At 37.0% G+C, this 22,066-nt stretch carries 18 protein-coding genes and 1 pseudogene; 7 read left to right on the forward strand and 12 right to left on the reverse strand.

Translation table 11 applies throughout. The annotated features are described in order from the left end of the window. Positions 1-51: 51 nt before the first annotated feature. From KBP46_RS07290 to KBP46_RS07305, 4 genes are all read right to left on the reverse strand, one after another. The gene (locus KBP46_RS07290) at positions 52-2,520 is read right to left on the reverse strand and encodes a glycoside hydrolase family 2 protein (protein ID WP_216445018.1); all 2,469 of its coding nucleotides are present in this window, start codon (positions 2,518-2,520) and stop codon (positions 52-54) included. Between the two features lie 119 nt (positions 2,521-2,639). Further along, a complete protein-coding gene (locus KBP46_RS07295; protein WP_216445019.1) occupies positions 2,640-3,302 on the reverse strand; it encodes a copper homeostasis protein CutC in 663 nt (220 codons plus the stop codon). 20 nt (positions 3,303-3,322) lie between these two features. Further along, a complete protein-coding gene (locus tag KBP46_RS07300; protein ID WP_216445020.1) occupies positions 3,323-3,877 on the reverse strand; it encodes a hypothetical protein in 555 nt (184 codons plus the stop codon). An 83-nt stretch (positions 3,878-3,960) separates the two neighbouring features. After that, the gene (locus KBP46_RS07305) at positions 3,961-4,956 is read right to left on the reverse strand and encodes an isoaspartyl peptidase/L-asparaginase family protein (protein WP_062671028.1); all 996 of its coding nucleotides are present in this window, start codon (positions 4,954-4,956) and stop codon (positions 3,961-3,963) included. Positions 4,957-5,084: 128 nt separating this feature from the next. Here KBP46_RS07305 and KBP46_RS07310 point away from each other — a divergent pair, with 128 nt between their 5' ends. From KBP46_RS07310 to KBP46_RS07325, 4 genes are all read left to right on the forward strand, one after another. Further along, positions 5,085-5,684, forward strand: a complete 600-nt coding sequence (locus KBP46_RS07310) for a Crp/Fnr family transcriptional regulator (RefSeq protein ID WP_228432251.1) — start codon at positions 5,085-5,087, stop codon at positions 5,682-5,684. Positions 5,685-5,911: 227 nt separating this feature from the next. Beyond that, positions 5,912-6,277 carry a DUF3302 domain-containing protein gene (locus tag KBP46_RS07315; protein WP_216445021.1) on the forward strand — a complete coding sequence of 122 codons (366 nt, stop codon included), beginning with the start codon at positions 5,912-5,914 and terminating at the stop codon, positions 6,275-6,277. 5 nt (positions 6,278-6,282) lie between these two features. Further along, a complete protein-coding gene (locus KBP46_RS07320) occupies positions 6,283-7,440 on the forward strand; it encodes an HlyD family secretion protein (RefSeq protein ID WP_216445022.1) in 1,158 nt (385 codons plus the stop codon). Between the two features lies 1 nt (position 7,441). Next, positions 7,442-8,842 carry a TolC family protein gene (locus tag KBP46_RS07325; protein ID WP_216445023.1) on the forward strand — a complete coding sequence of 467 codons (1,401 nt, stop codon included), beginning with the start codon at positions 7,442-7,444 and terminating at the stop codon, positions 8,840-8,842. A gap of 59 nt (positions 8,843-8,901) precedes the next feature. Here the strand turns inward: KBP46_RS07325 and KBP46_RS07330 are convergent, their stop codons facing one another. The 6 genes from KBP46_RS07330 to KBP46_RS07355 form a co-directional block, all read right to left on the reverse strand. Next, a complete protein-coding gene (locus tag KBP46_RS07330; protein ID WP_123278038.1) occupies positions 8,902-9,381 on the reverse strand; it encodes a DUF6691 family protein in 480 nt (159 codons plus the stop codon). 26 nt (positions 9,382-9,407) lie between these two features. Then, entirely contained in the window at positions 9,408-9,971 is a 564-nt protein-coding gene (locus KBP46_RS07335; RefSeq protein ID WP_062671038.1) for a YeeE/YedE family protein, read from the reverse strand. 5 nt (positions 9,972-9,976) lie between these two features. Further along, a complete protein-coding gene (locus KBP46_RS07340; protein ID WP_216445024.1) occupies positions 9,977-11,392 on the reverse strand; it encodes a rhodanese-like domain-containing protein in 1,416 nt (471 codons plus the stop codon). 82 nt (positions 11,393-11,474) lie between these two features. Beyond that, positions 11,475-12,269: a sulfite exporter TauE/SafE family protein gene (locus KBP46_RS07345; protein ID WP_216445025.1), complete on the reverse strand. Its 795-nt coding sequence runs from the start codon at positions 12,267-12,269 to the stop codon at positions 11,475-11,477. Between the two features lie 263 nt (positions 12,270-12,532). Next, positions 12,533-13,174 (reverse strand): Crp/Fnr family transcriptional regulator, encoded by a 642-nt coding sequence (locus KBP46_RS07350; protein ID WP_062671045.1) that lies wholly within the window; start codon positions 13,172-13,174, stop codon positions 12,533-12,535. 9 nt (positions 13,175-13,183) lie between these two features. Beyond that, positions 13,184-15,406: a family 20 glycosylhydrolase gene (locus tag KBP46_RS07355; RefSeq protein WP_253297233.1), complete on the reverse strand. Its 2,223-nt coding sequence runs from the start codon at positions 15,404-15,406 to the stop codon at positions 13,184-13,186. A 250-nt stretch (positions 15,407-15,656) separates the two neighbouring features. Here KBP46_RS07355 and KBP46_RS07360 point away from each other — a divergent pair, with 250 nt between their 5' ends. Then, on the forward strand, positions 15,657-16,466 hold the full coding sequence (locus tag KBP46_RS07360; protein ID WP_120230484.1) for a DUF4197 domain-containing protein: 810 nt from the start codon (positions 15,657-15,659) through the stop codon (positions 16,464-16,466). A 341-nt stretch (positions 16,467-16,807) separates the two neighbouring features. Here KBP46_RS07360 and KBP46_RS07365 read toward each other — a convergent pair whose 3' ends face one another. After that, complete coding sequence (locus KBP46_RS07365; protein ID WP_105703093.1) at positions 16,808-17,461, reverse strand: CoA transferase subunit B; 654 nt, start codon at positions 17,459-17,461, stop codon at positions 16,808-16,810. A gap of 123 nt (positions 17,462-17,584) precedes the next feature. Between KBP46_RS07365 and KBP46_RS07370 the strand changes: the two are divergent. After that, positions 17,585-19,386: pseudogene (locus tag KBP46_RS07370) on the forward strand (ABC transporter ATP-binding protein). A 50-nt stretch (positions 19,387-19,436) separates the two neighbouring features. Here the strand turns inward: KBP46_RS07370 and KBP46_RS07375 are convergent. Next, positions 19,437-20,138 carry a CoA transferase subunit A gene (locus KBP46_RS07375; protein ID WP_062671053.1) on the reverse strand — a complete coding sequence of 234 codons (702 nt, stop codon included), beginning with the start codon at positions 20,136-20,138 and terminating at the stop codon, positions 19,437-19,439. A 381-nt stretch (positions 20,139-20,519) separates the two neighbouring features. Here KBP46_RS07375 and KBP46_RS07380 point away from each other — a divergent pair, with 381 nt between their 5' ends. Further along, positions 20,520-22,061: a toxin-antitoxin system YwqK family antitoxin gene (locus KBP46_RS07380; protein WP_216445027.1), complete on the forward strand. Its 1,542-nt coding sequence runs from the start codon at positions 20,520-20,522 to the stop codon at positions 22,059-22,061. Positions 22,062-22,066 lie beyond the last annotated feature (5 nt).

Consider the following 22,066-nt stretch of genomic DNA (forward strand, 5'->3'; position numbering starts at 1 on the left):
CTACCTTCCGGAAATTCATAACTGTTTGAAATAATTTTTTCAGAATATATTTTACTTCTTTATCACCTCCCAAAGACTCATCACCTCTATATTTTCCAAAGGTTTTGAAAGGGTAATTCTTTTTGAAGTTCCCGGAAGCAGGTCAAAGAAATTATCGCTGAAGTGAGTATCGCCGATTAAATAAATGTCCTTAGCCAGCTTATCTGTTGAAATTTCAATTTCAGTGGGTGATATTTTCCTGATTTTAATATCAGGTTGTAAGAGTTTCAGATCTTTTGGTTTACTAAAGAAGAACAGCTTTTCGAATTTTGTGTCTTTTTCGGAACTGACCTTTAAAACAGTTGCGGACAAATCAAACTGACCCAGTTCTGATTTAATGATACTTCGTATTTTCTTACTTACATCAGCTTTTACATTATCTGACTGACTGCTTTTCCAAAGTATTTTTCCTTTGAAATCAATCAATTCAAATTTTGTCTCTGTTTTCAGTTCTTTCAGGAGATCGCTTATCAGATAGACATCATAGCTTTTTTCGGTTTCCGCTATTGATACCAAAACAGGTTCAAAGCTTCTTTTCGCCTGATAATGGAAGGCTTTCCAGTTTCCAAGATAATCAATGGAAGACCAGGAAACTACCGGCCAGCAATCATTCAGCTGCCAATACAAGGTTCCCATATTGTAAGGCTTTGCACGGCGGTGAGCTTCAATAGCAATCTGCATTCCTCTTGCCTGTAACAGTTGTGAAACGTAATTGTATTGCGTAAAATCTGTTGGAATTTTATAATCACGCTTCAGATATTCATTAATGATGTTCCAGCCACGGGCGTGCTTTTCGTGAGCTTTAATGGTTGGATTCTGAAAGCTTAAATCCAGAGTTCCGGAGAACATTGATTTTGTAGTTTCAAGGCTAGGTGTACCCTGAAAGCCATATTCAGACATGAAACGCCCTACTTTTTCGTTGTAAATTTCAAAAGGCTGCTCACCCCACCAAACGCCCCAGTAATGAGAATCTCCTTCGGTAAGACTTTCTTTATGTCCCCAACCAATGGAGGGAGAACTTGGCCAATATATATTTTTATCCGATTTCAGATTTTCTGCCAATGCATTAGGAATTACCTCATGAAACAGCTTCTTATAATCTTTCCAAACCTGAAGAGAGTCATTTTTTGAATATTTAAACTGTTTCTGATAGCCCCAGTTGACAATCGCTTCATCAATTTCATTATTTCCGCACCACAGAGCAATGGACGGATGATTCTGAAGTCTGTTCACCTGATCTTTTACTTCTTCTTTTACATTGTTTAAAAATGCTTCATCTGACGGATAAAAGCTACCTGCAAACATAAAATCCTGCCAGACCAGGATACCGTTTTCATCACAGGCTTTGTAAAATTCATCCTCTTCATATATACCTCCGCCCCAGATACGGATCATATTCATATGGGCATCTTTGGTATCTTTGATCAGTTTCTGGTATTTTTCTTTGGTCATCCTAGGTGAAAAACTATCTCCCGGAATCCAGTTTGTTCCTTTGATATATAATGGCTGTCCATTCACTTTAAAATAGAATGATTTTCCCTTTTCGTCTTTTTCCTGAACCAATTCTACCGTTCTTAATCCTATTCTGAGATTTTTAGCATCAATGTTTTTCTGATCTTTAGCTAATTTTACTTCAAAATCATAGAGATGAGCCTCACCACGCCCGTTAGGCTGCCAAAGCTTCATTCCGCCAGTTTCGTAAGGAACAGAGACTGTATTGATTCCTTTTTTCAGAGATACTTTTCTGTGGGTTTTATTAAGATCTAAGGTATAGTCTCCTGCATTTTCAGCATAAATTTCTATGTCAAAATGTAAGTCTGTAGAAGCTCCAGAGGTGCTTTTCTGAATATCTTTAACAGTTATAATTTTGGCCTTATTCCAGAATTCCAGCTGAACATCTTTCCAAATTCCTGCCGTAACCAATCTTGGTCCCCAATCCCAGCCAAACTGATATTGTGCTTTTCTCACAAAACTTCTTGGTGATTCCGGTAGGGTGAACGGAATTTTTTTCGCTAATTCCTTTCCGGTATTCACTGCAGATTTAAACTTAATCTGAACTGTATTTTTTCCTGTTTTCAGATATGGTTTCACCGGAATTTCCCATTTCCTGAACATATTATCTGTTTTCTTTAACAGTTTTCCATTAAGATAAATTTCTGAAAATGTATCCAGACCGTTAAAAACAAGATCAATATTGTCGTTCTTTAGTTCATGAGGTGAAATAGTAAATGAGGTCTGATAATCCCAGTTCTCATTTTCAACCCATTGTACTTTCTTTTCATTTTCATCGTGATAAGGATCGGGAATCACCTTGTTATTCATTAAATCCAGATGAACGGTTCCCGGAACTTTCGCAGGAAGCCAGTTTTGATCTTTTGAATTTTTAAACTGCCAGTTCTCCAAAGACAAGCTTCTTTGTGAAAACTGCGCGGAAAGGATATTCTGCACAAAAAGGAAAACAAAAAGGATCGTTTTATTCATCAATAAATTTGTTTTGTATTGTTACCATAGCAGTGATTTTGTCATTCCGAAGTACGAAGGAATCTCTATTTTTATTGGTTAAGTTCCCGCTACGCTTGGAATGACAACCAGAGTGCATATTATTTATTCTTCAATGCAACCACTTCATCCGGGTTGGCAAAAGCCCCACCATCCGTAATGGCTGAAGAATGGAAGTATCCGGCATGGGTAAAGGCTCTTATCCCTTCGATATTGGATGAGCGAAGTCCGCCTCCAACAAGGATTTCTATTCTTCCACCGGAAAGTTCAACAAGTTTCTTAAGATTTTCTTTTCCTTCAGATACATTCGGTTTCTGACCGGAGGTAAGAATGGTTGTAAAACCACATTCGATTACTTTTTCCAGAGAATCTTCCAGATTTGCGGCACGGTCAAAGGCACGGTGAAAAGTACATGGAAGCGGTTTTGCCAATTCGACTAAAACTTTATTCTGCTCTATATTAATCTCATCATTTTCATCCAGGATACCGAATACAAAACCATCTGCATGTAAAGATTTTAAATGAACCAAATCATTTTTCATCTGCTCAAATTCCGAATCCGAATAGGTAAAATCTCCACCTCTTGGACGAATCATCACAAAAATCGGGACCGTAATTTTTTCACGAAGCTTCTTCATGGTTTCGAAATCCGGAGTAGTTCCACCTTCACTGAGTCCATCACATAATTCGATTCTGTCTGCCCCATTTTCAAAAGCAATTACTGCTGATTCAGGATTAAAACAAGCTATTTCTATTTTTGACATTGTATTGTATCTATTAAATTTTATTTCGGTTCGTCTTGCCATACATCCGCAATCAGAAAAGAACCGTTTTCTTTTACTACTTTTATCACAGAGGGATATTGAGCTTTGAAGCCATCATCTCTCAATACTACATTGAATATATATTCATCCCTTGAAGACGACTTTAAATCGCAACTTTCTACTTCAATACTGTTCCAATCCTGAGCAGAGATCAAAAATCCTATGCCGACTCCAGCTTTACTGGTATCAAACTTAGACTTCCATTTATCCTGAAATTCTTTGTCGGTAAGACTTCCGTCTACATCCAGATTAACATTTGTTGCATCAGTTTTATAATCAAAATAATCTTTTGTGGTGATCTTCTGCATATTCTTTTCTTCACTTCCAATATCAGCTTTAAAATAGTAGACAATACTTTTTTCCAACCATTTTTGGGCTTCTTCAGCTTCATTGGAATCATTATGCAAAACTACTTTTTCTTTTATTGGCTGGATTTCACCATCTTTTTTTATCTCCTTCTTTTCTTCCTTGCAAGCAATAATCATAAACAAGGAAGCGATAATCGTTCTTTTCATATTTGTTTTATGTTTTGGCTAAAGCCAATGGGTATCTTTTATTTGTTTAAATGGGCTGAAGCCCATTTCTATTGAATTTTTAATTATTTCAAAGCAAATTCAGGAGTTTCAAGGCGGTTTCCTTTCTGATCATAAACGGCAAAGTTGAATCCATCCTGAATACAATAAGATCCATATTCTCCCTGTTTATTGATGGCTATAAAACCTACCTGAATATCTTTCAGATTTTTATTTCTTCGCTGATTGATTTTTACAATTCTCTCTACAGCTTCTTTACAGGCTTCCTGTGGATTTCTGCCCTGTCTCATCAACTCAACCACAAGATGGGTTCCCACGGTTCTTATCACTTCTTCACCATGACCTGTTGCTGTAGCCGCTCCCACTTCATTATCTACAAACAAACCTGCTCCAATAATTGGGGAATCTCCTACCCTGCCATGCATTTTGAAAGCCATTCCACTCGTCGTACAGGCACCGGAAAGATTTCCTTGGGCATCCAAAGCAATCATTCCTATGGTATCGTGATTTTCAATATTGGCAATGGGTTTATATTGGCTGGTCTTTAACCATTCTTTCCATTCTTTTTCTGATTCGGGAGTGAGAAGATTTTCTTTTTTAAAACCTTGTGAAAGGGCAAACTGTAATGCTCCGTCACCAACCAGCATAACGTGTGGTGTCTTTTCCATGACAGCTCTGGCTACAGAAATAGGATTTTTAACATATTCCAGGCAGGCTACAGAACCGATATTATAATTTTCATCCATGATACAAGCATCCAGCGTTACCCTTCCGTCTCTGTCCGGACGTCCTCCATATCCTACACTTCTTTCTTTTGGATCTAATTCTACAAGACGGACTCCTTTTTCTACAGCATCCAAAGCTCTTCCTCCTTTTCCAAGGATTGTCCAAGCTTCTTCGTTGGCTTTTAATCCGAAATTCCAGGTGGAGAGTACAATAGGTTTGTTGACGATTTTTTTACTTTCAGGCAGATTTCCGGCCATCACATCTAAAGGATTAATGGTAAGGGCTGCTGTGGCAATTCCCAGTTTTTTAATAAAACTTCTTCGGTTATTGTTCATTGTATGTCAAAATTATTTAATACAAAGCAAATATCTTAAAAAAATTCGTTGAAAGTCTTATGGCTTTTTCACTATTTTTTCTTTCCTATTTTTTCTTATTTTTATATTGGTTATTATAATGAATATTTATGTTTAAAACGTTTAGAAGAATGGATTGCTTTAAGGAATTATCTGATGAAGAAATTCAGGTCCTTGCAAGCATCAGTACTCCCAAACTTCTTCGGAAAAAAGAAAAACTTTTAGAGCCTGGCCAGCCATTTAACCATTTATTTATATTGACAGGTGGTCTTCTGAGATTTTTCTTTGATGATGAAAACGGAGTTGAAATCAATACTTTTCTGCCCTCAGAAAAAGAGGTTGCTTTTATGGAAAGCCCGGAATCTTATTCCCCGGAAGGCACAAAAAAGTATACCATACAGGCTGTCATTGATTCTCAAATTTTTCTTTTTAATAAAGGCGAATTTGAGCAGACTGCATTTCAGCATAAAGGAATTTACAATTTGTACTTAAAATCTTTAAAGCAGATTATCAGCATCTTATCCGCACGTACAGAACAGTTTTGCAAAAGTTCTCCGCTTTCCCGCTATGAAGATTTCCTGAGCAGCCATCCGTTTGTGTGTCAAAATGCAAACAGAAAGTATATTGCCAATTTTTTGGGTATTACTCCTAATTCTCTTTCCCGTATAACTGCCCGTGACAATAAAAAAAAGAATCAAGGAAAAAAATAACTTAAGAATATTTTTAATTGTTGCATTCAGTATAATTTTGTCCGGTCAAAAACTTGTTCTTCACACATAAAAAAACCAAATGAAAAAAAATATAATCATCTTCAAAGCATTCCATCTTATAGAATAGTCTTTACCTCTTAACAGGATTAATATGTGATTGTCCGGATATTCATCGGGATCTGAATCTGTATTTTCTTAAGTCAAAATTTTATTACCATTATATATTTATGCAAAGAATAACCACCATTCTCTGCCTGTTACTGGCATGCAATTTTGCTCAGGCATCTACAGGCAATATTGAAGACAAAATAGCCGACGGAGCATCCTGGCTTATCTTATTTGTATTGCCTATTGCAGGGATTTATCTCTTCTGGAAAGTTCATATTTACCCGGAAAAAGTAGCAGAAAAGAAAAACCATCCCCAGCTGAACGCTATCAAAAGTATGTGTCTTCTTTCTCTGATCTTTGGCGGTCTTTTATGGCCGGTTGCCTTAATTTGGGCCAACTATGACTATGGAAACCAGACGGCTCCTGAAAGAGAGAAAGACAACACAGATTTGCCTGAAGAAGAATTAAAACCTATCGAAAATTAAAAAACATGCTGGAATTACTAGTTGCAATATATGCCGGAATATGCTGGCTTCTTATTAAAAAATTAAAACTGATCCCGTGGACATTTACCACACAGGTAATTGTATATTCATTGCCTATCTTCGGATCTATCGCTTTGATATTAAGTTTAAATTATTATTGCCCTATTACCTCTGATGTAAAGGTGGGAAACAGAAGTGTGGATATTACTACGCAGGTTTTGGGAAAGGTGAAAAAAGTATATGTGAGTACCAACCAGGAAGTAAAAAAGGGAGATACTTTATTTATGCTTGACAGGGAGCCCTATTTACAGGAAATTAAATCACTGGAAGCTAAACTGAGCAGTATGAAAGCCACTGTACATTCTTATGATGCAGACATTTCGGCCTCCAGAAAAAATATTACGGCATTACAGTCGCAGCTTGATCTTGCCAACAAAAGAGTCTCTCAATATCAGGAGCTTGTACAGGCAGGAGCAGCCAACAAGTTCGATCTTGAACAGGCGATCACGAATGTCCGCGATCTTCAGTCAAGAATCAGTGCTGCACAATCACAACAGCAGTCTTTGGAAACAAAGTCCAATGCTTCTTATGGCGGAGAAAATTCATCAGTATCTGAGATTCAGGCTAAGCTGGATCAGGCAAAATGGAATCTTTCCCAGACCGTTGTTTTAGCACCAACAGATGGGATAATTCCGAATGTGCAGCTGAATGAAGGAGCTATTATGGCCCCATTCAAATCAGCATTTGTTCTGATTCAGAAGCAGCAGTCAGTTATTGGATTTTTTGCTCAGAACGAGCTTGAATCTGTAAAAAATGGAAATGAAGTAGAGCTTGCTCTTAAAACAGAACCTGGAAAAGTGGTAAAAGCTAAACTTGAATATGTAATTGATGCTACAAGCCAGGGAATCATGAATAATGCAGGAGGAATGCTGGGTGGAAATGGTTCTACGGCAGGACTTCCTGATACGGCAAGACAATTACCTGAGACCGATGGAAAATTGATTGCCAAGTTTGTATTGGAAGATAACCAGAAACAACTTACAGTGGGAGCAAGAGGAATGGCTGTGATCTATTCTGATCATATTAAACCTCTTCATCTTATCAGAAAAGTAATGGTGCGAATCAACAGTAAAATCAACTTCCTGATTCCTAAACTTCATTAACATGTATAAAAAGTTAGTTTTATTGAGCGTGCTCTCTGTAAGCTTAAGCTCATGCATCGGTTATAAAGAAGCTACGAAGGAAAATATAAATGAGCTGAAAGAAAAAAGTGAAATTGCTTCTCATATACAAATTCCGGATGACTGGATTTTTGACAGAAAAGCAAATTCAAAATCAATTTCCTATGACTGGATCAATGATCTTAAGACCTCACAGCTTGAAGCTTTGATTAATGAAGGAATGTTGTATAATGCAGATCTGATTATTGCCAGAGAAAAGCTTAACCAGATTGAGCTGGCAATGGAAATTGCCGGAAGCGACCTTTATCCAAGCGTAAGTGCTGTAGCCAACACTTCGAATAATCTGGTTAGTGGCAGTCAGGTTCAGCGTCTTGCGTTAAAAGCCAATTGGGAAATTGACCTTTGGGGCAAAAATAAATCTTCACAGATGGCCAGCACCAGCAGCTATTTTTCTGCAAAACATCAGAATACACTGCTTCATCAGTCTATTGCAGGAATGATTGCCAAAGCTTATTTTCTGAATATTGCAGGAAACATTCAGGAAAATAAGATTGAAAGTTATATTCAGAAGACCAAAGACCTGGAAAAACTCTACATTATTCAAAAGAAAGTTGGAACGGCAAATGCTATTGATGTGTCCAATATTTCTGCCGAAATTATTTCCCTGCAGGGTTATCTTGAAAAGATTAAAAATGCCAATATGCAGTCGAGAAGGTCTCTGGAACTTCTTACCGGAAAGTATCCGGAGGGAAAACTGGCAACCCAGAATTTCTTTAATTCTGTAAAAAGCAGTATTCCTGAATCTTTTCCTCTGGAGCTTCTTGAAAACAGATCAGACATACAGGCGAGTCATTTCCAGATCGAAAAAGCTTTTTATGAAGTACAGGAAGCTAAAGCGGCAAGACTTCCATCATTAAATATAAGCTCATCGCTTGGGAGTGCAGGAAGTAATGTGGAATCTATTAATTCTTTATTTTCCAACCCTTTAATAAAAGTGGGCGGAGGATTAGTTTCTCCTCTATTCAATGGTGGAAAGCTTAAAAAGAATGTAGAAGTAAAAAATTCTCAGCAGAAACAAGTCGTTGAAGAATATTCTAAAGCTGTTCTGAATGCATTGAACGAAGTGGAATCTTCTTTAGCAAATCTCCGTTCTATTGAAAAACAGATGACTTATACAACTAATGCTGTCAATGAACTGAAAAACAATATTTCTCTTACTGAAAAACAAATAAAGGTCGGTACCAGCAACAGTTTTGTACTGATTCGTAAACAAAGGGACCTATTGAAAAATGAAATGAACCTCATCAATCTGGAACTTCAGTACAGAATAGAGCGTATAAATCTTTATATGGCTTTAGGTGCGGAGAACTTCATTTATTCATAATTTTTATACTTGAGAGACTGCAGATTTTTTCTGCAGTCTTTTTTATAATTTATCTGATATTAATGAGGCAGTTTATCTCTGAAATATCCATATACCCATGTTCCGGCAATTGCACTTAACAAAGTAACAGATACTGCTAAAGCTCCTGTTCCAATCTGAGCAAAAAGAGGTCCGGGACAGGCTCCAGTAATGGCCCAGCCAAAACCAAATATCAATCCTCCATAGATCTGACCTCTATTAAACTTTTTAGGTGCCAGAGTAATAGGTTCCCCATCAATTGATTTTACCTTAAATTTTTTAATCAGCCACACTGAAATCATTCCTACCAATACGGCACTTCCAATGATTCCGTACATATGGAAAGACTGCAGACGGAACATTTCCTGTATCCTGAACCAGCTGATCACTTCTGCTTTCACAAAAATAATCCCGAAAATAATTCCAGCGGCGAGGTATTTCAGATTGTGATACCATGGATGGTTAGCCGTACTTTCGTTTACACAAGTGGTATATATATATTGTTCTTTTTCTTTGATCATAATGCAATTCTCTTTTTAAATTATACTTATAGGGAAAGGATGATAGGCAAAATAAGGTTAGCCATTAAAAAGCCACCGATCATAAAACAGACTGTTGCCACCAAAGAAGGCCACTGTAAGTTGGAAAGTCCCATGATTGCATGTCCGCTGGTGCATCCTCCTGCGTATCTTGTTCCGAAACCAACCAAAAACCCACCCACTACCATCATAATAAATCCTCTCAGGGTCAACAGGCTTTCGAAATTCATCAGTTGTTCCGGAACCAGATTACTGTAATTTGTGATTCCATATCCTGCCAATTCTGCTTTCAGATTGGGATTGACTTTTATTTCATTAGGATTCACTAAAAATTGGGATGTAATCAATCCTCCGAAGAAAATCCCCAGTACAAAAAATAAATTCCAGGCCTCTTTTTTCCAGTTGTATTTGAAAAAATTTACATTGGCAGGAATACAGGCTGCACAGATATGTCTCAGCGAGGAACTGATTCCAAAGGATTTATTTCCCATAATCAATAAAGCAGGAACGGTAAGTCCAATCAATGGTCCGGCAACATACCATGGCCAGGGTTCTTTTATAATTTCTAACATTTTTTTTACTTATTTAAAATTTTAGTCTGACACACAAAATCACTTTTAGGAATCTCTGTAGAGCTAATTGCTTTAAAACCTCCTTCAATTTCTGAAAAGTTTCTGTATCCTCTTGCCTGAAGGATGCTTGCTGCCATTGTACTTCTGTAACCGCTACCACAATGCATGTAGAAATGTTCTGTTGGTTTTATCTTATGAATCCATTCGTTGATATAGGCCAGAGGTTTGCTGTAAGCTTCATGAATATGTTCTGCGTTGTATTCACTTTCTTTTCTTATATCAATGATTTTGGCTTCTTTTTCTTTGATTTCGGTTTCAAACTGTTCTGCAGAGATTCGGTTGACAAAGTCTGTTTCCTTTCCGCTTTTTTTCCAGCTTTCAAAACCTCCATCCAGAAAACCTAAAATATGATCGAATCCTACTCTGCTCAAACGAGTTACCGCTTCTTCTTCATATCCTTTTTCAGTAACCAGCAGAATAGGCTGGCTGACATCAGCAATTAAAGCTCCTACCCACGGGGCAAAATCACCATCCAATCCTATATTGATAGACTGTGGGATAAAACCTTTGGCAAATTCACGATTGGATCTTACATCTAAAATCAAAGCACCTGAGGCTTCAGCAATTTCCTCAAACTGTTCAGGAGAAAGAGCGTGCAACCCTTTTAAAAGTACTTCATCAAAACTACTGTACCCTTTTTTATTCATCATCACATTCATTCCGAAATAAGCTGGCGGAGGCAAAAGCCCATCTGTTACTTCTTGTATAAAACTCTGTTTATCCTTTTGATTCAAGGCATAATTGGTTCTTTTTTGATTTCCCAATGTATCTACGGTTTCTTTCTGCATATTTTTGCCGCAGGCTGAACCGGCTCCATGAGCGGGATAAACCGTAATATCATCTTGTAAAGGCAGAATTTTATGATACAAACTATCATATAAAAGACCTGCTAGCTCTTCCTGAGTCATATTTGCTCCTTTCTGTGCCAGATCAGGACGGCCTACATCTCCAAGGAACAAGGTATCACCGCTAAAAAGAGCCTTTTCATTACCATTTTCATCAATCAATACATAACATGAACTTTCAAGCGTGTGTCCTGGTGTATGAAGAACCTTAATTTTAATATCTCCTAGTTCAAATATCTGTTCATCTTCTGCAATAACAGCATCAAACTCGGGATTGGCTGTCGGTCCATAAACAATTGGAGCTCCGGTTTTAAGGCTTAAATCCAGATGTCCGCTGACAAAATCTGCATGAAAATGAGTTTCAAAGATGTACTTCAATTCTACTCCATCTTCCTTCAGTCTGTTGATATAAGGCTGTGTTTCTCTCAAAGGATCAATAATTGCGGCTTCGCCGGCTGAAGTAATATAGTAAGCACCCTGTGCAAGGCATCCTGTATAAATCTGTTCTATTTTCATTTTATTTTATTTTGATTTGTTATCTGATACAAATTTCCAGCTTTCTGCTTTCCCGTACAGCTACTTTTGTTACATAAGAACATTAAAGGAAGATTTCTTTCGTAATGATATAAATACCCATGATCAGGATAAACCACCCAAATGCAGGTTTCAGTTTTTTGCCGTCTATCTTTTTTGATAGTTTTGAGCCCATTATAATTCCTGCAACAGCAATCACCGTAATAGAAACCAGCAGTTTCCATTCTATTTTCACCTGGTTTACTGAAGAGAGGAAACCGATTAAAGAATTGAAAGAAATAATCATTAAGGAAGTTCCTATTGCAGTTTTCATGGGCACTTTTAATAGATTCACTAATGCCGGGATAATCATAAAACCGCCTCCTGCTCCTACCAATCCAGTTAAAACACCTACTATTGAACCCTGTCCTGCTGCCAGAAAAGCACTATTCTTATTCGTAATGCATTCTAAAGATTCTTCTGAAGAATTTCTTTTTATCATTTTATAGGAAGCCAGAATCATTAAGCCTGCAAAAATCAGTAGTAAAAAAATATTTTTGGTAACCGTAAAGTTCTGTATCTGGAATACGTTTTCAGGAATTAAAGGAAGAAGATATATTCTGGTCAGAAAGATAGAAATTACCGAAGGAAGTCCGAATACCAAAGCCATCTTAAAATTAACCAATCCCTTTTTAAAATAGGATACAGAGCCTACAAGACTGCTGATTCCCACTACAAAGAGAGAATATTCTGTTGCCAGAAAAGCATCAATCCCGAAGAGATAAACAAGTACGGGAACCGTGAGAATACTTCCTCCACCTCCTATTAAACCGAGAGAAACTCCTATTAAAATTGCGGCTGCATATCCTATAATTTCCATTTTTATTCAACTAATTCTGATGCAAAAATGGGAATGCGGAAAGAAAGCTACAGCTACTTTTGTTACATAAGGAGATTTTTAACACAAATGAAGACTAATGGTTTCACAAAGGACACAAAGAATTTAGAGTAATTCCGCTTCTTTGAGATTGCTTCACCTTTGCTTCGCAATGGCTTTAACTACCCCGTCAAAAATTCTTTGAACTTTTGCCACCCTTCCAAGAAAGGGAAATATGAGTATTTTTGATTAAATTGAGAGAGAATTTATGAGTTCAGGGCTTTCAGGAGGGTAATTTTATTTCTGCCTAACATGAGTTTTCCGTCTTCTTCCAGTTGCTTCAAAAGTCTTGACACCACTACTCTTGCGGTTCCCAGCTCATTGGCAAGCTGCTCATGAGTGGTATGAATGGTTTCAGAGCCAGTGAGTTCAGATTTTTTCTGCAATAGGTTGAGAAGTCTTTCGTCTACTTTTTTGAAAGCGATGGCATTGATGATATCTAATAGCTCTTCAAATCTTTTATGATACAGTCTGAAGATATAATCCAGCCATTCCGGATGTTCTTTGATGAATAAAGAGACTTTGTCTACCGGCAGAAAAAGAATTTCCGCATCTTCTTCAATCTCAGCTTTTACAATGCTTTTTTCATTATGCATACCGCCCAGAAAAGACATGATACAACTTTCTCCTGCTTTGATGTAGTACAGTAAAATTTCACGCCCATCTTCTTCCGTTCTGATCACTTTCAGCATTCCTTTCATCACAATAGGAATGGAACGGATGGAAGCATTTTCATCTAGAATAATATCTCCTTGATGGTAATTCTTCGTTATACCATATTGATACAGCTTTTCTACCAATTCTGGTGATGATGAGAATTCTGAAGAAAGTATCGTGTCGTTCTGCATTTTTTTATTCTAATTTACGCCAATTTCATCAACAAACAACCATGCTTTGGAATCTGCACCAGGATTTCCTGCCGGAATAATGCCTGCATTTTCAATAGTTACTTTCAGGTATTTCGCGTTCTGCGTTCCTACATTCACTTTGATTTTTCCGCCGGCCTTCTGAATTTCAGGCGTGCCGATCTCTTTAATCAGTTTGAAATTCTTATTATCATCAGAAACAAAAATCTTTGCAGATTTAGCCAGATGAATCCAGCTTCCTTTATTTTCAAGGGTATTGAAATACACTTCTGAAAAAGTTGTTTTCTGCCCCAAATCTATTGTTGCCACTACATCTTTTCCCTGAAAGCCCAGCCATGTTTTACCCAGTTTTTTTACATTTCCGATAATACCATCTACTAAGGTGAAAGCACCTCCAAAAGAATAGTTTTCGCTAGGTTGTTGTTCTAAAGTTATCTTTTTTCCGGTAGTCTTTGAAATGATAAATTGCTGTGTAGACACGGCACTTTTCAACTGCCCCTCTTCAAAATAAGCTGATTTAATGGTTAAAGAATTAGGAATCTCAACTGCCGTCTGATACGTTTTAGAATTGATGGAAGGGTCTGTTCCATCCAGCGTATATCGGATACTGTTTGAATTCTGCGAAGTAGACAGTTCATAAGCAATTCCGTTATTGGAAGGAATTACTTTTCCGGTGATGTTATAAATGCTTCTGGCATAGTTGACCTTCATACCATCCAGAACTTTAAACTGGTTAATCACTCTGTTTTCAAATTCTTTATAGTTCTTAGGATCTGATGTTCCCCATCCTACTTCAGAAAGCGCCATTAATCTTGGAAAAATCATGTACTGTACCTGCTTAAAATCTAAAATATATTCCGTCCACAGATTCGCCTGAACTCCCATAATATATTGGGACTGTTCTGCATTCAGTTCGGAAGGGATAGGATTATAGGAATAGACTTTTTCCAGCGGAGTAAATCCTCCAAAAGCATTAGGTTCAGACTGTGGATCTCCCTGATAATGGTCAAAATAACAGTAGGCACCAGGAGTCATGACGGCAAAGTGTTTTGATTTTGCAGCTTCAATACCTCCATTCACGCCTGTCCAGCTCATCACAGCGGCGTTGGGAGCTAATCCGCCTTCTAAAATCTCGTCCCAGCCTATGATTTTTCGCCCTTTACTGTTAACATATTTTTCAATCCGATGAATAAAGTAGCTCTGTAAGCCGTGTTCATCTTTTAAATTATTTTTCTTAATCAGTTCCTGGCAGTGCGCACATTCCTTCCATCTTGTTTTCGGGCACTCGTCACCTCCAATATGAATGTATCGGGAAGGGAATAATTGGATTACCTCATCCAGAACATTTTCAAGAAACGTAAAAGTTTCATCTTTCGGGCAGAAAACATCATCAAAAACGCCCCATTTTGTAGCAGGTTCAAAAGAACCTTTGGTACATGCCAGTTCAGGATATGCAGACAGTGCGGCCAAAGCATGCCCAGGCATTTCAATTTCAGGGACCACAGTAATGTGTCTGTCCTGAGCATATTTCACCACGTCTTTTATTTGTTCCTGTGTATAAAAATAAGGTCCGTAAGGTTTTCCATCAAATGTATTATCAACGTAAGCTCCGATCATTGATTCTTTACGCTTTGAGCCAATTTGCGTCAGTTTAGGATATTTTTTGATTTCAATCCTCCATCCCTGATCATCCGTTAAATGCCAATGGAAAGTGTTCAGTTTATACATTGCCAGATAATCTATATACTGCTTCACTTCATCTACTGTGAAAAAGTGGCGGCAGACATCCAGGTGCATTCCTCTCCATGCAAATTTCGGCTGATCTTCGATTTTCATAGCCGGAATATTCTTTCCTTCTTTATACTGTTCAATAAGCTGGATCAAAGTTTGAAGAGCCAGAAAGTATCCTTGTTTAGTGTAAGACTTTATATGTATCTGTTTTGGAGAAATTTCTATGGAGTAATACTCTTTTTTCTGTTCAGAATCTGTTCCTGATGCCTGAGGAATTATAGAATTCGTTAAATGAATTTCACCACCCTTCTTAGCATATTGAAATTCCACCTGAGAACCTATTCTCTTTTTGAAATATTCTGTTTCCTCTTTTGGCAGATCACCACTTAATACGAAAGCTTTTGGTATTGCAAATTCACCCTGTAAAAGTTGAACTTTTTGAGGATAAGGGATTAGATTTAATTTATTTTGGGCAAAAATCATGTTTGAAATCAATACAAAGAGTACTAGAAAAGTCCGTATCATGAGATGGGGTTAAGGTTTGAGCTAAGATAATTATTTTTCAAAACTCTTTGAGCCTTTTTAAAAACAAATTAAATACCCTATTTCAGACTCCTGTAAAATGAATAATTTGCAGTTTGCAATCATTCTATATAGATATTATTGTGGTTTGCTTTTTGATCAATGTAGTCGACTTAAAAAAATTAAAGGTTTAAATTTGTAAAAAAATAAGATGAAAAAAAATATTTTTCTGGCAGCCGCTTTATTATTTTCTTTATCAGCTCAGGCACAAATTTTTGATATTATAAAATCTGCTGTTAAAGACAAAACAGGTGTAGATCTTAATGTTCCTGTTAAAAATAATGGTACGGTAACTTCTACTAAGACGACGACTACCACTTCAGGTAATTCATCTGCCAATATTGGAAACCTTACTTCAAGTCAGATTTCTTCAGGATTAAAAGAGGCCTTAAGTATGGGCGTAACGGATGGAGTAAAAAAACTAGCGGTAACGGATGGTTTTTTCAAGAATGAAGCCGTAAAGATTTTAATGCCTGAAAAATTAAGAAAAATTGATACAACACTACGTTCCATCGGAATGGGAAGCCTTGCGGACGAAGGCGTAAAATTGTTAAACAGAGCTGCTGAAGATGCCGTAACAGAAGCTGCACCTATTTTTACAAATGCTATTACTTCTATGACGATTACAGATGCCAAAAACATTTTATTAGGGAGTAATAACGCCGCAACAAGTTATCTGCAGGGAAAAACCCAGACTCAGCTGTTCAATGCCTTTCAACCCAAAGTAAAAGCTTCTTTAGGGAAAGTAGGTGCTGATACGCTTTGGAAAAACCTGATTTCAAAATACAATACGTTTACCGGACAGGCTGTTACTACAGATCTTAACGAATATGTTACTACAGAAACCATTAATGGAGTTTTTAAAATGGTAGCAGATAAGGAAAGCGGAATCAGAAATACACCTGCCATGAGAACTACAAGTATTTTGCAGAAGGTTTTTGGAGCGCAGGATGGGAAATAAATAAGATTAGACTAAATATATAAAAGCTGTTTCATGATGAAGCAGTTTTTTTATGTTTAATTTCTTTTGTCTTGAAATCGAAGATTCGACGTATTCAAACAAAAGAAACAAAAGTTCAAGACCTGGACCTCTCCGCTAAAAATAAGTCCTGTTCTCTAAAAATTCTAAACTTGCGCGAATCATTATTCTTTATCGGTTCTGATTTTGCCTCGCGCTTCGGACAGGAGAATTTTCTTAACGTTCACAGGACTTATTTTTTTGACGCTGCGAGTTTCGATGTCGTCTTTAAAAAGTTTCGGCCTCACTTTGTGAGGCCGAAACTTTTTTTATTTATTATCAGATTAGAACTGCATTTCAGGAATTTCTCCTTCAATGATCAGATCTGCTTCTGTTGCTTTAATAATGTCTTCTACCGAAACACCTGGTGCTCTTTCCACCAGCTTGAATCCTTCCGGAGTTACATCCAGAACAGCTAATTCCGTCACTACTTTTTTCACACAGTTTACACCCGTTAAAGGAAGTGTACATTTTTTAAGAATTTTACTTTCTCCTGCTTTGTTCACGTGCATCATGGCTACAATAATATTTTCAGCAGAAGCTACAAGGTCCATCGCACCTCCCATTCCTTTTACCATTTTTCCGGGAATCTTCCAGTTGGCAATATCTCCGTTTTCCGAAACTTCCATCGCTCCAAGAATGGTAAGATCCACTTTCTGACCACGAATCATCCCGAAACTGAAGGCTGAATCAAAGAATGAACCTCCTTCCAGAATAGTAATAGTCTGTTTTCCGGCATTGATGATATCAGCATCTTCTTCTCCTTCGAAAGGAAAAGGCCCCATACCCAATACTCCGTTTTCACTCTGGAATTCTACGGAAATACCTTCCGGAACATAGTTGGCAACCAAAGTAGGTATCCCAATTCCAAGGTTTACATAATAACGATCTTTCAGTTCTTTTGAAATTCTTTTGGCAATTTGTTCTTTTGTAAGCATAATAAAAACTTAGACTGCAATTTAATTATTTTCACGTGAATACAAAAGAGCTTTGTTGTATTCAACAATTAACACTGTTAGTTAAAATAATATCTGTAATTTTGTTCTATTATTTTTAATAGAATGAAAATACTTTTTAGATATCTAAAACCTTATCAGTGGCTGATAATCATCTCTTTATTTTTGGCTACTGTCAATCAGGTTTTTTCTTTATTTGCTCCGGCGATCACAGGAAATATCCTTGATCAGCTGGTTACCCATCCCAACTTTTTTGATAAAGAAAAGCTATTGCCCAGAAGCCTGAATGAATATTTATACGGAAGTTCTGTATATCATGGGGCTTTTTACTTTTTGGGGCTTCTTATCGGAACTGCAATGGTAAGCAGAATTGCCAAAGCTTTCCAGGATTATGTGGTAAGCGTGATCACTCAAAAGTTTGGAGCGAAAATATTTACAGACGGCTTAAAGCATTCGATGGCACTGCCTTATCAGGAATTTGAAGACCAGAGAAGCGGTGAAACGCTGTCTATTTTAACAAAAGTAAGAGAGGATACGGTAAAATTCATCACTAATTTCATTAATATTTTCTTCGGAATTCTCGTCAGTATTATTTTCGTTTCCGTGTATGCGATCCGTTTACACTGGTCTATTATGCCTGTTTATATCTGTGGAATTTTCTTTATTGCCATTGTTACCAATTTGTTGAGTAAGAGAATCAAAGTGATCCAGAAAAATATTGTAACGGAAACCACCGCTTTAGCCGGAAGTACTACTGAAAGTCTTAGAAATATTGAAATTGTTAAAAGTTTAGGATTAACCAATCAGGAAGTAATCCGTTTAAATAACAATACGTATAAGATTCTTGGCCTTGAACTGAGAAAGGTAAAAAGCATCCGTTCTTTGAGCTTTATTCAGGGTACCATGGTCAATTTTCTTCAACAGATGATTACTCTGACTTTATTGTATTTAATTTTTAAGAATATTGTTACACCAGGTCAGTATTTATCTCTGATATTTTATGGTTTCTTTATTTTCGGGCCAATGCAGGAAATTGGAAACATTATTATTTCTTATCGTGAAGCAGAAGCTTCTCTTCAGAATTTTGACCGTTTGATGAAAAAAGAAGTGGAAGAAAAGCCGCTTCACCCAAAACAAATCGGGGCTATTGAGGAACTGGAATTCAAACATGTTTCATTCAAGCATCAGTCTGCACAGTATAAAGCTTTAAATAATATTTCTTTTGATCTTAAAAACGGTGAGACCATTGCTTTTGTAGGACCCAGCGGTTCCGGAAAAAGTACCCTGGTGAAACTATTGGTTGGATTGTACAGACCTCAGGAAGGAAATATTTTTACAATGGAATCAATGGAAAGGAATTTGATTTTGATGAACTGAGAAACCAGATTGGTTTTGTAACACAGGATACTCAGTTATTTGCGGGAACTATTAAAGAAAACCTTCTTTTCGTTAATCCTTCCGCTACGGAAGAGGAACTGGCAATTGCTTTACAGAAATCAAGCTGTACCGCATTATTGGAAAGGGCTGAGAAAGGAATTGAAACCGTTATCGGTGAAGGAGGTCTGAAACTGAGTGGTGGTGAAAAACAAAGAATTGCCATTGCAAGAGCTCTTTTAAGAAAACCTCATCTTTTGATTTTTGATGAAGCCACTTCTGCTCTTGACAGTATCACCGAAGAAGAAATCACTACGACGATCAAAGAAATTTCGAAAGAAAGAGAACAGATCACCGTCCTGATTGCCCACCGTTTAAGTACCATTATGCATGCTGATAAAATTTATGTTCTTGAACGCGGACAGATTGTAGAAACAGGTTCCCACGCCAATCTTATTGACGAAAAAGGATTGTACTACGCCATGTGGAGACAACAGATCGGAGAAAGAAAAACACTTACTCCTCAAGCATAAAAAAAGCGCTGAACATCGATTCAGCGCTTTTTGTTTTTATTGTTTTGAACTTATTCTTTAGTTCTTACAGTTCTCTGCTCAATTCTTTTTTCAAATTTTTCTCCCTGGAAAATTCTCTGAACCATGATTCCCGGAATATGAATTTCGTTCGGGTCTAATTGTCCCGGTTCTACCAGTTCTTCCACTTCAGCAATGGTAATTTTTGCCGCACCCGCCATCGGATGGTTGAAGTTTCTTGCTGATCCTTTAAAAATAAGGTTTCCTGCATGATCACCTTTCCATGCTTTTACGATAGAAAAGTCTGCATCGTATGCATGCTCCAGAATATGAGGTTTTCCTTTGAATTCTTTTACCTCTTTCCCTTCTGCTACTTCAGTTCCATACCCTGCAGGTGTATAAAATGCCGGAATTCCGGCCTGGGCAGCTCTGCATTTTTCAGCTAAAGTTCCCTGAGGAGTAAGTTCTACATCCAATTCACCTGAAAGCATTTGTCTTTCAAATTCAGCATTTTCTCCTACATAAGAAGAAATCATTTTCTTAATCTGCCTTTTGTGAAGCAATAGTCCTAATCCGAAATCATCTACTCCTGCATTGTTTGAAATACAAGTCAGATCTTTCACATCGCTTTCTACCAAAGCATTGATTGAGTTTTCAGGAATTCCGCAAAGTCCGAATCCACCTAGCATCAGTGTCATTCCATCATTAATTCCTTCGATGGCCTCCTTTGCATTTTTTACTCTTTTATCTATCATGAAATATTAGATTTTTCTGTTGGCTAAATTTAATAAATTTTCTTGTATATCCTATGAGGAGAAACATTACTGAATTTGATACATTTTTTAAAAATCGATCTGAAACTTTTAAAAACATCATAATCAAAACATTACATCAAAAACTGAACAAGTCTGTTCATTTTTTATCTTATTTCTCATCAATTTCATCTATATTTGCCCTCTCAAAGCCGGAAATACTGTTTTTCAGTTCCGACAGAAATTTAAACACAACTTTAATGTAGAAATTATTTTATGGCAGATTACTACTGTCCTCATCACTTCTTTTGATCTCTATAAAGGTCTCTTTCAATATCTGCCATCTCACTAATCATATAAAAATATCAAAGCTTACATAAAAACATGAAAAAATTATTTACCTCAGCATTACTTGCACTGGTACTCAGCATCAATGTATGCGCACAGGAAAAAACGTATTTCGATGAAAACTGGGAAAAAACTACTCAGGACAATATGGAATATTACCGTGAAACGACTCCTAAAGGAAAGCTTACTCTTATCAAAGATTTCTATAAGGACGGAAAACTTCAAATGGAAGGACTGGCTTCAGACACTACTCCTAACAGTGAGGTTTTTGAGGGAAAAGTAACCTGGTATACTGAAGAAGGAAAGGTTCTGAATTTTGCCACCTATTCCCAAGGACAGCAGGTTGGCCCGGCACAGACTTATGATATGAATGGCAGGCTGACAGAAGATGTAGTATATAAAGCTGACGGAAGTTTTTCAGGAAAGATGTTCAGTTATAAGGATGCTGAGGATGGAATGGTCTTTAATATTCTGGTCGATTACGAAAACTCTACGCCTGTAAAAACAACCGTTTATGATGATGACATTAAAGGGATCAGAAATGAAACTATCATTGATAAGGACGGTAATACCGAAACAAAATATTACGGTGAAAAAGGGAAATATCTTGGCAGCAGTACTACTTCCGGTGCGGGTGAAAATATGATGGTGGATTACTATTCCAGCCCAATGAGGATTTCTAAGATAGAAAAATACAGAAAGGACGGCAGTGTAAAAGAAGGCGTCATTTATAGCAAAAGCGGAAAGATCTTACAGGAACAGAAAATGAATAAAAAAGATGGCTATAAAACCACTTACGATGAGTCGGGAAAAAAAATAGGTCATCTTGTATACCAATATGATAAGGAAAATGATATTTATAATCCAATAGACGGGGATGATTATCATCTGGCTTATGAATATTCACAGATTTCCTCTATTGATACTTATGACAAAGGCTCAAAGGTAACCAGTAAATATTTTGATGAAGACGGAAAGTTATCCTCCGAGCAATTTTTAAAAGATGATCTTATCCAGGAAATCAAATATTATTCACCGGATGGAAAGCTGAAATCTACATTAACATACAAAGATGGTATCCCTTATAATGGTACTACTTATGAAGGTTTTAGTGAAACTGTTTATAAGGAAGGTATTATCATAAATATCAAAAACTTTTTTGAGGGTGACAATACAAAACTGAGTTTTGAAAAAAAGCTGAACGCTAAACAAACAGGCTATGATGCAACCGTTTACGATCCCAAAGGCACTATTCTATATACATTTACACAACCTATCACTGAAGACGGGGAAGATTATTCCTTCACAGCACAAATCACACAGTATGTAAAAGGAAAGCCTGCCAATAAGTCTTCTGTAAAAGCAGGTGTTATTCAAAGTGGAAAAATCAGAATAAAAACATGGGATGGAGCTAAAGAACTTGAACGCAGCGGGAAATGGATCTTGTTAAAACTTTATAATATGGATGGAAAGCTCATTCAGGAAACTAAAACGCTGGCCGATACTCAGGAGGAAGATGCTTCTGCCGAAAACCAGACGCTGATTAACGAGGATGATCTGCACCATTTATTTGACTAATTACC

This window comes from Chryseobacterium sp. PCH239 (assembly GCF_018924625.1).
Taxonomy (GTDB): domain Bacteria; phylum Bacteroidota; class Bacteroidia; order Flavobacteriales; family Weeksellaceae; genus Chryseobacterium; species Chryseobacterium cucumeris.